The 11,393-nt window shown below is 65.8% G+C and carries 9 protein-coding genes; 4 read left to right on the plus strand and 5 right to left on the minus strand.

The window, feature by feature from the left end; genetic code table 11:
- The coding region (locus tag J6500_RS26460) for a hypothetical protein (RefSeq protein ID WP_225715636.1) at positions 1-192 on the plus strand (192 nt) is incomplete at its 5' end.
- Between the two features lie 251 nt (positions 193-443).
- Here the strand turns inward: J6500_RS26460 and J6500_RS26465 are convergent.
- From J6500_RS26465 to J6500_RS26485, 5 genes are read right to left on the minus strand one after another with little or no spacing between them, the layout of a single operon-like run.
- Complete coding sequence (locus J6500_RS26465; RefSeq protein WP_225715637.1) at positions 444-665, minus strand: formate dehydrogenase subunit delta; 222 nt, start codon at positions 663-665, stop codon at positions 444-446.
- Positions 649-1,485 (minus strand): formate dehydrogenase accessory sulfurtransferase FdhD, encoded by an 837-nt coding sequence (gene fdhD, locus J6500_RS26470; protein WP_225715638.1) that lies wholly within the window; start codon positions 1,483-1,485, stop codon positions 649-651. The genes J6500_RS26465 and fdhD overlap by 17 nt, the downstream gene beginning before the upstream one ends.
- Before the next feature lie 2 nt (positions 1,486-1,487).
- On the minus strand, positions 1,488-4,364 hold the full coding sequence (gene fdhF, locus J6500_RS26475; RefSeq protein ID WP_225715639.1) for a formate dehydrogenase subunit alpha: 2,877 nt from the start codon (positions 4,362-4,364) through the stop codon (positions 1,488-1,490).
- Between the two features lie 14 nt (positions 4,365-4,378).
- A complete protein-coding gene (locus J6500_RS26480; protein ID WP_225715640.1) occupies positions 4,379-5,947 on the minus strand; it encodes a formate dehydrogenase beta subunit in 1,569 nt (522 codons plus the stop codon).
- The gene (locus J6500_RS26485; RefSeq protein ID WP_225715641.1) at positions 5,944-6,420 is read right to left on the minus strand and encodes a formate dehydrogenase subunit gamma; all 477 of its coding nucleotides are present in this window, start codon (positions 6,418-6,420) and stop codon (positions 5,944-5,946) included. The genes J6500_RS26480 and J6500_RS26485 overlap by 4 nt, the downstream gene beginning before the upstream one ends.
- 244 nt (positions 6,421-6,664) lie before the next feature.
- Between J6500_RS26485 and J6500_RS26490 the strand changes: the two genes are divergently transcribed.
- The 3 genes from J6500_RS26490 (at position 6,665) to mdoH (ending at position 11,392) form a co-directional block, all read left to right on the plus strand.
- Complete coding sequence (locus J6500_RS26490) at positions 6,665-7,561, plus strand: LysR family transcriptional regulator (protein WP_225715642.1); 897 nt, start codon at positions 6,665-6,667, stop codon at positions 7,559-7,561.
- Positions 7,562-7,769: 208 nt separating this feature from the next.
- Positions 7,770-9,284, plus strand: a complete 1,515-nt coding sequence (locus tag J6500_RS26495; RefSeq protein WP_225715643.1) for a glucan biosynthesis protein G — start codon at positions 7,770-7,772, stop codon at positions 9,282-9,284.
- Entirely contained in the window at positions 9,272-11,392 is a 2,121-nt protein-coding gene (mdoH, locus tag J6500_RS26500; RefSeq protein ID WP_225715644.1) for a glucans biosynthesis glucosyltransferase MdoH, read from the plus strand. The genes J6500_RS26495 and mdoH overlap by 13 nt, the downstream gene beginning before the upstream one ends.
- The last annotated feature ends 1 nt before the right edge of the window (position 11,393 follow it).

The following is an 11,393-nucleotide window of genomic DNA, read 5'->3' on the forward strand; positions in this document are numbered from 1 at the left end:
CGGCTCTATCACGACCTGACCCAGATCCTGCGGCTCTGCGTCACCGGCAAGTTCAACCCGGATACCGCCGGCGACGACCTCTTGCGCGTGATGGCGCGGGCAGGGGATACGCCGGATTTCTCCTCGCTGGAAGCCCGCCTGCGCGAGACCCAGAGCGAGGTGCGGCGGGTCTTCAACGCCATTGTGGGTTAGGTTTAGACGGCCCCGTCATGCTGAGAGGATGTGAGGCTTTTTCCTACCCACCGCTGTCATCGCCTGGCCTGTGCGCAATTGCGCACATGGACCGGGCGATCCAGTATTCCAGAGACAGTCGCTATTGAACCGATAGGCCGCGGCGTACTGGATCGCCCGGTCAAGCCGGACGATGGCAGCGGTGTGTGAGGACAAAGCCTCACACCCTCTTAGGGTGACGGCGAGAGAAAGGTACGCGTGGTGCGCAGTTGCTACGCCTGCAGCCTCAGCTTCTCCAGCGCGTCGCGGACGTTGGCGTCGAGACCGCTGCCGCCGGCGTCGAGGTGAGCAAAGATCTGCTTGCGCATGCGCGGGTCCCAGAACTTCCAGATGTGCTCGGAAATGCCCTGCACCGCGCGGTCGTGCCCCTGGCTCTGGAAGAATTTTCCGATCTGGTTTGCCATGTAGACCAGTTTGTCAGGCGACGACGACATAACGGGACTCCTTGCCGGTTGCCGCGCCGATGACGCGTTCCGGATGCGTGAAGATTTCAAATCCGTCCGAGCGGGCGATGGCAACGAGCGTGACGCCGGCGGCCTCCGCCATTCGCACCGCGAGGGCGGTCGGGGCCGACACTGCAACCATCAGCGGTGCGCCGAGCGCTGCGGTCTTCTGTACCATTTCCACCGAGACGCGGCTGGTCAGCAGCACCATGCCGTCGCTGGCCGCGACCTCGTTGCGGGCCAGCGCGCCGGCGAGCTTGTCGAGCGCGTTGTGGCGGCCGACATCCTCGCGCAGCGCCACGATGCCGCGCCCATCCGTCCAGAACGCCGCGGCGTGAACGGCGCGGGTCTGGTGATTGATCTCCTGCAGCGGTGCCACCGCGGCCATCGCCGACATGATCTCGCGTGGCGCGAAGACGCGGCCTGCCTGAACCACCGCGGCCGGCCGAACCGCCTCGGCGATGGAATCGATCCCGCACAGGCCGCAGCCGGTCGGCCCGGCGATCTGCCGCCGCCGCTCCGCGAGCCGATCGGCCTTCTCCGACTTGAGCCACATCCGAAGCTCGATGCCGTCGTCGAGTTCGACGATGTCGAGCGTCTCGATCTCGTCGGCCGACTGCACGACGCCCTCGCTCAGGCTGAAGCCGACGGCGAAATCATCGAGGTCTTCCGGCGTGCCCATCATCACCGCATAGGTGCCGCCATTGTAGGTCAGCGCCAGCGCCGTCTCCTCCGGAATCAGGCGCGCGCCGTCACTGAAGGCGCCGTTGCGCCAGGCTTTTCGGCTTGCCTGGTGGATGGGCTCGCGCATCGCTATTCCGCGGCCTCCACCACCGGCGCGATACGGCGGGATTGGCGCGCCTGCTCGTCATACGCCTTCTGCCAGTCCGACGGACCGTTCGAAGGCGAGATCTGCACCGCGGTCACCTTGTACTCCGGACAATTGGTCGCCCAATCGGAGAAGTCCGTGGTGATGACGTTGGCCTGGGTGTCGGGGTGGTGGAACGTGGTGTAGACCACGCCGGGCGCCACGCGGTCGGTGATCTCGGCGCGCAGCGTGGTCTCGCCGGCGCGGCTCGCCAGCCGCACCCAGTCGCCGTCGCGCACGCCGCGCTGCTCGGCGTCATGCGGATGGATCTCGAGCCGGTCCTCGGAATGCCAGACCACGTTGTCGGTGCGGCGGGTCTGCGCGCCGACATTGTACTGGCTGAGGATGCGCCCCGTCGTGAGCAGCAGCGGATAGCGCGGCCCGGTGCGTTCGTCGGTCGCGATGTATTCGGTGATGATGAACTTGCCCTTGCCGCGGACGAAGCCGCCGATATGCATCACCGGGGTGCCCTCCGGCGCCTTCTCGTTGCAGGGCCACTGCACCGAGCCGAGCTCGTCGAGCCTGGCGTAGGAGACGCCGGCGAAGGTCGGCGTCAGCGCCGCGATCTCGTCCATGATCTCGGACGGATGGCTGTAGTTCATCTCGAAGCCCATCGCCTTGCCGAGGCGGATCGTCACCTCCCAGTCGGCAAGGCCGTTGAGCGGCGTCATCACCTTGCGGACGCGCTGGATGCGGCGTTCGGCATTGGTGAAGGTGCCGTCCTTCTCCAGGAAGGTCGAGCCGGGCAGGAAGACGTGGGCGTAGTTCGCGGTCTCGTTCAGGAACAGGTCGTGGACGATGACGCATTCCATCGCCGACAGCGCGGCCACCACATGCTTGGTGTTGGGGTCGGATTGCAGGATGTCCTCGCCCTGCGCGTAGAGGCCCATGAAGGTCCCTTCGATCGCGGCGTCGAACATGTTGGGGATGCGCAGGCCTGGCTCCTTGTTGAGCTTGACGTTCCACATCGCCTCGAACTGCTCGCGCACCGCATCGCCGGAGATATGACGATAGCCGGGCAGCTCGTGCGGGAAGGAGCCCATGTCGCAGGAGCCCTGCACGTTGTTCTGGCCGCGCAGCGGGTTCACGCCGACGCCGGGCCGGCCGATATTGCCGGTCGCCATCGCCAGGTTGGCGATCGCGATCACCGTGGTCGAGCCCTGGCTGTGCTCGGTGACGCCGAGCCCGTAATAGATCGCGCCGTTGCCGCCGGTGGCATAGGTTCGCGCCGCCTCGCGCAGCAGCTTCGGATCGACGCCGGTCACGATCGCGGTGGCTTCCGGGCTGTTCTTGGGATCGGCAACGAAGGTCGCCCAGTCCTGGAACTCGCTCCAGTCGCAGCGCTCGCGCACGAAGCTCTCGTTGACGAGACCTTCGGTGACGATGACATGGGCCAGCGCAGTGATCACGGCGACGTTGGTGCCGGGCATCAGCGGCAGATGCAGCGCCTTCACGTGCGGCGATTCCACCATCTCGGTGCGGCGCGGATCGACCACGATCAGCCTGGCGCCCTGGCGCAGCCGCTTCTTCAGCCGCGAGGCGAACACCGGGTGCGCCGAGGCCGGGTTGGCGCCGATGATCATCACGACGTCGGTGTCCTCCACCGAGTCGAAATCCTGCGTGCCGGCCGAGGTGCCGAAGGTCTGCGACAGGCCGTAGCCGGTCGGCGAGTGGCAGACGCGGGCGCAGGTGTCGACATTGTTGTTGCCGAAGCCGCCGCGGATCAGCTTCTGCACCAGATAGGTCTCCTCATTGGTGCAGCGCGAGGAGGTGATGCCGCCGACCGCGTCGCGGCCGTACTTCTGCTGGATGCCCTTGAACTTGGCAGCAGCGAAGTTGAACGCCTCGTCCCACGACACTTCCTGCCAGGGATCCTCGATCCGCTCGCGGATCATCGGCTTGAGGATACGCTCCTTGTGCGTGGTGTAGCCCCAGGCGAAGCGGCCCTTGACGCAGGAATGGCCGCGATTGGCCTTGCCGTCCTTGTAGGGCACCATGCGAACCACTTCCTCACCGCGCATCTCGGCCTTGAAGGCGCAGCCGACGCCGCAATAGGCACAGGTCGTGACGACCGAATGCTCGGGCTGGCCGATCTCGATCACCGACTTTTCGGTCAGCGTCGCGGTCGGGCAGGCCTGCACGCAGGCGCCGCAGGAGACACATTCGGAGCCGAGGAAGCTCTCGTTCATGCCGGGTGAGACGCGGCTGTCGAAACCGCGGCCGGAAATCGTCAGCGCGAATGTGCCTTGCACCTCCTCGCAGGCGCGCACACAGCGCGAGCAGACGATGCATTTCGACGGATCATACGTGAAATACGGATTGGATTCATCCTTCGGCATCCAGGCGTCGTTATCGCAGCCGTGCGATTTGGCAAAAACGTGGTTCTCGCCCTCGTAGCCGTAGCGCACGTCGCGCAGGCCGATCGCGCCGGCCATGTCCTGCAACTCGCAGTCGCCGTTCGCCGCGCAGGTCAGGCAGTCCAGCGGATGGTCGGAGATGTAGAGCTCCATCACGCCTTTGCGCAACTGCTTCAGCCGCTCGCTCTGGGTATGGACCACGAGGCCGTTCATAACAGGCGTGGTGCACGAAGCCGGCGTGCCGGCGCGCCCCTCGATCTCGACGAGGCAGAGCCGGCAGGAGCCGAAGGCGTCGACCATGTCGGTCGCGCACAGTTTCGGGATCTGGGTGCCGGCTTCCATCGCTGCCCGCATGATCGAGGTGCCTTCGGGTACCGTGATTTGATTGCCGTCGATGGTCAGCGTGACCATCGTCTCGGATTTGGATTTGGGCGTGCCGAAGTCGATTTCGTGGATCAGCGACATGGTGATTTCCTTGCCTATTCCGCGGCCTGCAGCGTGGCCGGTGCGGGACCTAAATCTCCGCCAAAATCTTCCCGGAAGTGTTTCAATGCGCTCATCACGGGGTAGGGCGTGAAGCCGCCGAGCGCGCAGAGCGAGCCGAACTTCATGGTGTTGCAGAGGTCTTCGACCACGGCGAGGTTTTCCTTCACGCGCTCGCCGTTGATGATCTTGTCGATGGTCTCGACGCCGCGGGTCGAGCCGATCCGGCACGGCGTGCACTTGCCGCAGGATTCGACGGCGCAGAATTCCATCGCAAAGCGCGCCTGCTTCGCCATGTCCACCCTGTCGTCGAACACCACGACGCCGCCGTGGCCGATCAGGCCGTCGCGTGCGGCAAAGGCTTCATAGTCGAACGGGGTGTCGAACAGCGCGCGCGGAAAGTACGCCCCCAGCGGGCCGCCGACCTGTACGGCGCGCACCGGACGCCCGGTGAAGGTGCCGCCGCCGATGTCGTCGACGAGATCGCCGAGCGTGACGCCGAATGCGGTCTCGAACAGCCCGCCGTATCTGATATTGCCGGCGAGCTGGATCGGCATCGTTCCGCGCGAGCGGCCCATGCCGAAATCGGCATAGGCCTTGGCGCCGTTGTCGAGGATGAAGGGGATTGCCGCGAACGACAGCACGTTGTTGATGACGCTCGGACGGCCGAACAGCCCCTTGTGCGCCGGCAGCGGCGGCTTTGCCCGCACGATGCCGCGGCGGCCTTCGAGGCTTTCGAGCAGCGAGGTCTCCTCGCCGCAGACATAGGCGCCGGCACCGACGCGGACCTCGAGATCGAACTCATGCGCCGAGCCGCCGATGCGCTTGCCGAGCAGGCCGGCGCGGCGTGCGCCAGCGATTGCCGCGTTCATCGCCTCGACCGCGTGCGGATATTCCGAGCGGATGTAGATGTAGCCCTTGGTGGCGCCGACCGTGATGCCGGCGATCGTCATACCTTCGATCACGACGAAGGGATCGCCTTCCATGATCATGCGATCGGCGAAGGTGCCGCTGTCGCCTTCGTCGGCGTTGCAGACGATGTATTTGCGATCGGCGTTGGTCTGCGCCACCGTCTTCCACTTGATGCCGGTCGGGAAGCCGGCGCCGCCGCGGCCGCGCAGGCCCGAGGTGGTGACGTCGGCCAGGATCTGGTCCGAGGTCAGCGCCAGCGCCCGCTCCAGGCCCCTATAGCCGCCATGCGCGCGGTAATCGTCGACCGAGCGCGGGTCGATCACACCGCAGCGGACGAAGGTCAGGCGGGTCTGTCGCTTCAGCCAGGGAATCTCGTGCGTGACGCCGAGCCGCAGGGCGTGCTGACCGTTACCGGCCATCGCATCGAGCAGGGCGGGCACATCGGCTGCGCTCACCGGGCCGTATGCGATGCGGCCCTGAGGCGTCGCTAGCTCGACCATCGGCTCCAGCCAGTACAGTCCGCGCGAGCCGGTCCTGACGAGCTCGACCGCGATACCGCGCTTGGCGGCGATTTGCTCGAAGGCGAGCGCAACGTCGTCGGCGCCGACGGCAACCGCGCCGGCATCGCGGGGGATGAATATCCGCGTCGTCATCGCTGTGCCTCCGCGACCAGCGCATCGATGCGCGTCTCGTCGAGCCGGCCGACCACGCGGCCGTCCAGCATCGCCGAAGGGGCCGTGGCGCAGAGGCCGAGACAGTAGATCGGCTCCAGCGTCACGCGATCGTCGGCGGTGGTATTGCCGAGCGAAATGCCGAGCTTGGCTTCCGCGCGCGCCGCCAGCGCGTCGCCGCCGGCCGCCTGGCAGGCCTCGGCGCGGCACAGTTTGAGGACGTGGCGTCCGGCCGGCCGCTTGCGGAAGTCGTGGTAGAAGGTGAACACGCCGTGCACCTCGGCGCGGGACAGATTGAGCGCCTGCGCGACCATCGGAATCGCCGGCTCGGGCACGTAGCCGAAGGCCTCCTGCAAGGCGTGCAGGATCACCAGCGTGGCGCCCTCGAGCCCAGTATGTTCGGCGATGATTTCAGCGCCGCGCGCCTCGTCCCAAGGTTCGTATCCCGACGCCATTGTGCATTCTCACGATCAGTTTTTCTGCGTCGATATGAGAATTGGAATCGCTCGAAACATCAATAAAGCTGTCTCATGCGGCGATTGCGAAAAGCGATTAATGGCGCTGTCAAATCGAACGATATAGGATCGCAATTATGGTTAGGAATCACAGGTTTCGGACGCGCTTTGGGATTACGGACCATACCGCGGACGTGCTACGTCTGACTGTGCTGGGGCACCGTTTTCCGATGGGAATTGAATCTTGATCGACAAGCTGGAATTACTGCTGGCGCTGGCCAAGGAGCGGCATTTCGGCCGGGCGGCGGAGGCCTGTGGCGTGACCCAGCCGACCATGTCGACCAGCCTCAAGCAGCTCGAGGAAATCCTCGGCGTTATGCTGGTGCAACGTGGCTCCCGCTTCCAGGGATTCACGCCGGAGGGTGAACGGACCCTTGACTGGGCGCGGCGCATTGTCGGCGATGCGCGGGCGATGAAGCAGGAGATCAACAGCCTCAAGGACAAGCTGTCCGGCGAAATCCGGATCGCCGCGATCCCGACCGTGCTCGGAATGGTGGCATCGCTGACCACGCCGTTCCGCGCGCGCCATCCCGACGTGCGTTTCCGCATCCAGTCCTGCACCTCGGCAGACGTGCTCGGCCTGTTGGAGAATCTCGAGGTCGATGCCGGGCTGACCTATATCGAGAACGAGCCGATCGGCAAGGTTCGCACCATCCCGCTCTACAACGAGAGCTATCGCCTGCTGACGGCGCCCGACGCCAAGTTCGGCGACCGTAAGCAGGTGACGTGGAAGGAGGTGGGCACCGTGCCGCTCTGCCTGCTGACGCCCGACATGCAGAACCGCCGCATCATCGATCGTGCCCTGACCTCGGTCGGTGCCGAGGCAACGCCGACGCTGACCTCGAACTCGCTGCTGGTGCTCTACACCCATGTGAAGACCGGCCGCTGGGCCAGCGTGATGCCGGCCAAGCTCGCCGAGACGCTCGGGCTGGCCGACGCCGTGCGCAGCATCCCGATCGTCGACCCGGTGGTGGACTACAGCATCGGCATGGTGATCCCGCAGCGCGATCCGATGACGCCGCTGATCGCCGCCCTCGTGCAGGTCGCGCGCGAAGTCGCGCCGACGCTCGAGACGCCGTAGCGCCCGGCCATCAACCCGGGTTCCTTCATCGCCGTTCCAAGTTCTGACAATCGCCGGGCTGCACCCTGAGCGATTGTCCTTCTGCCTGCTCGCCTTGCAATCGCATCGTCTGGCTCAGGCAATCCTCTCGCGCCCCTAGCACCTGCGGAACTCTCCTGCCGCTCGGCGGTTTCATTGCGGCGTTCCCGATCAACGAGCAGGAGCTGCTTTGAATCGCCGTCAACTCCTCCATGGATCGGCCGTGTTGCCGACACTTTTGCTCCTGCCACGGCGCGAAGCTGCGGCCGCAGGGGACCCGCCGGACACGCCTTTCAACGCTTCCATGGTGAGAGAGCTCGCGCGCAACCTCGCTGCGAAGTCGTTCGAGGCGCCGGACGAGAAGCTGCCTGGCGGACTCAAGGACCTGACCTACGATCAGTACCGCTCGATCCGCTTCTCGCCGGAGCGCGCGCTTTGGCGCGACAGGAAGCTGCCGTTCGAGGCGCAGTTCTTCCATCGCGGCTTCTTCTACAAGAACAAGGTCGCGATCTTCGAGGTTGCCGACGGCAAGGCAACCGCGATCCGCTACAGCAAGGATGATTTTACATTCGGCGAGAACGTGCCTGCCTTCACCGAGACCGATCTCGGCTTCGCCGGGTTTCGCATCCACGCGCCGATCAACAAGCCGAACTACAAGGACGAGGTCTGCGTCTTCCTCGGCGCAAGCTATTTCCGCGCCGTCGCCGCCGGCGAGACCTACGGCCTGTCCGCACGCGGCCTGTCGATCGACACCGGCGAGGCCAAGGGCGAGGAGTTCCCCTTCTTCAAGGCGTTCTGGCTCGAGCGGCCCGTAGCCGATGCGACGTCGCTGGTCATTCACGCCTTGCTCGACAGCAAGAGCTGCGCGGCGAGCTATCGTTTCACGATCCGGCCCGGCAAGACCACGGTGTTCGATGTCGAGGCCTCGATCTATCCGCGTGCCGATCTCGATCACGCCGGACTTGCGCCGATGACCAGCATGTTCTTCTTCGGACCCAACGATCGCAACGAGGTCGATGATTTCCGTCCCTCGGTGCACGATTCCGACGGGCTTGCGATCTACAACGGCAAGGGCGAGAGCCTGTGGCGTCCGCTGAGCAATCCGCGCGATTTGCAGATCTCGACGTTCCAGGACGTCAATCCGCACGGCTTTGGGCTGATGCAGCGCGAGAAGAACTTCTTCGCCTACCAGGATATCGAATCAGGCTTCGAGAAGCGCCCCAGCCTGTGGGTCGAGCCGATCGGCGACTGGGGCGAGGGCGCGGTGATCCTGTTCGAGATTCCGACCAAGGAAGAGATCCACGACAACATCGCCGCGTTCTGGCGGCCGAAGGCACCGCTGAAGGCCAAGAGCGAGACCAATCTCACCTATCGCCTGCATTGGGGACCGGACGCCCCGAAACCCCATGCGCTTGCGCGCTTTACGCGCACCGGGATCGGCGCGCGCGGCGAGAACAGCAGGCTGTTCGTGCTCGACCTGTTCGGGGACAATCTGAAGGGCCTCGATCCCGCCAGCATCAAGGGCGTCGTGTCGGCCGAGAAGGCCGAGCTCACCAATATCGTCTCGCAGCCGAACCCGAATACCGGCGGGTGGCGGCTCAGCTTCCAGTGCGCCGTGAAGAAGGAGCCCGTCGAGCTGCGGGCCCATCTGGCCCAGGATGACAAGCCGCTGTCCGAGATCTGGGTCTACCGATGGGCGCTGTGATCACGTCGCCCGCCGCCGATGTCGCGAAGGCGGCCGACGGCTTCCTGCCGCGCGAGAGCCCACTTGCGATGTCCACAGCGGATCTCGGCCGGCCGCCGCGTGCGAATGGCAAGCCGGTATCGGTCGGAACGCGCATGACCATGCGCCGCGCTTCCGTGCTGGTGCTGACGGCCGCGTTGACCTGTGCGGGCGCCTACGAGATGTACATGGTGGTGCAGGTCGGCGGCGTGACCATCATGGAAGGCATGGTGCTGGTGCTGTTCGTCGCGCTGCTGGCCTGGATCGCTTTCTCGTTTGCCTCGGCGCTGGCCGGCTTCTTCGTGCTGCTGCGGCGCGAGGGCAATGCCCTGCCGATCCCCGACGATGGCCCGTTGCCACAGCTGGCGAGTCAGACCGCGGTGCTGCTGCCGACCTACAACGAGAACCCGCACCAGCTGATGGCCCGCCTGCGCGCCATCCACGAATCCGTCGAGGCGACCGGACAGGCTGAGCGCTTCGACTGGTTCGTGCTGAGCGACACTCGTGATCCCGATATCTGGATTGCGGAAGAGCAGGCGTTCCTCGGACTCTGCGAGGCCTGCGGCGCCGAGCGGCTGTACTACCGGCATCGCCCCGACAATACCGCGCGGAAGTCCGGCAATATCGGCGAATGGATCACGCGGTTCGGGGGGGCCTACCAGTTCATGATCGTGCTCGACGCCGACAGCCTGATGTCGGGCGATACGATGGTGCGGATGGTGCATGCCATGGAGCGCCATCCGGCGGCGGCGCTGATCCAGACGCTGCCGGTCATCGTCAACGCACGCAGCCTGTTCAGCCGTCTGCAGCAGTTCGCCGGCCGGCTGTACGGGCCGATGATCGCCGCCGGTGTCGCCTGGTGGCACGGCTCCGAGGGCAATTACTGGGGACACAATGCCATCATCAGGGTTCCGGCATTTGCGGAGCAGGCGGGACTGCCCGAGCTTTCCGGACGCAAGCCGTTCGGCGGCCATATCCTGAGCCATGATTTCGTCGAGGCGGCGCTGATGCGGCGCGCCGGCTGGGGCATCTACATGGCGCCGACGCTCGGTGGCAGTTTCGAGGAGGTGCCGCCGTCGCTCTTGGATTTTGCCGCGCGCGACCGGCGCTGGTGCCAGGGCAATCTGCAGCATCTGGCGGTGCTGAGCACGCGCCATCTGCACTGGATCTCGCGGCTGCATTTCCTGACCGGGATCGGCTCCTACATCACCGCGCCGCTGTGGCTCCTGTTCCTGCTGCTCGGAATCCTGATCTCGTTGCAGGCGCGCTTCATCCTGCCGGAGTATTTTCCGAAGGGCTTTGCGCTGTTCCCGAACTGGCCGGCGCAGGACCCCGTGCTCGCCGCCTGGGTGTTCGGCCTCACCATGGCGCTGTTGATCGTGCCGAAGCTGCTCGGCTTCGTCCTGCTGCTGACGAGGCGCGAGATGCGCCGGTGCTTCGGCGGCGGCTTTCGCGCCTTTGCCGGCGTCATCGCCGAGCTGGTGATTTCGGCGCTGGTCGCACCCGTCATGATGGTGTTCCAGTCGATTGCCGTCGTCGAGATCCTGCTCGGCCGCGACGCCGGCTGGCAGACCCAGAGGCGCGACGATGGCGAAGTCGAGCGGCGCGAACTGTATCGCAAGTACGGCGTCCCGACCGCTTGCGGCGTCGCGATGGCGGCAGCCGCCTATGCCGTGTCGCTGCCGCTGTTGCTGTGGATGTCGCCCGTGATCGCAGGGCTGCTGTTCGCGATCCCGATCGGCGCCTGGACAGCGAAGCCGGCGCTGCGCGCGCTGTTCGTCACGCCGGAGGAGGTGCAGCCGCCGCGCGTGCTGGTTCGCGCCAACGAGCTGACCGCGTCATCCGCGTGCGCCTCAGGACCCGCGCTCGCGACATTGCGGCGGGATGTCGGCCTGCTGCATCGGCATCTGGCGTCACTGCCGCCGGCGCGGCGCTGCGGTCCGGGCGAGATCGATCTGCACCTCGCGCTGGCGCGTGCGCGGATCGAGGCCAGCGACAGCTTCGACGAAGCGGTCGGCCATCTCACGCCGCGCGAGACGCTCGCCGTCCTCGGCGATCGCGCGCTGCTCAACGAAGTGCTTGCCAAGTAGC

Origin of the sequence: Bradyrhizobium semiaridum (assembly GCF_020329505.1) — a bacterium.
Classification (GTDB): Bacteria; Pseudomonadota; Alphaproteobacteria; order Rhizobiales; family Xanthobacteraceae; genus Bradyrhizobium; species Bradyrhizobium semiaridum.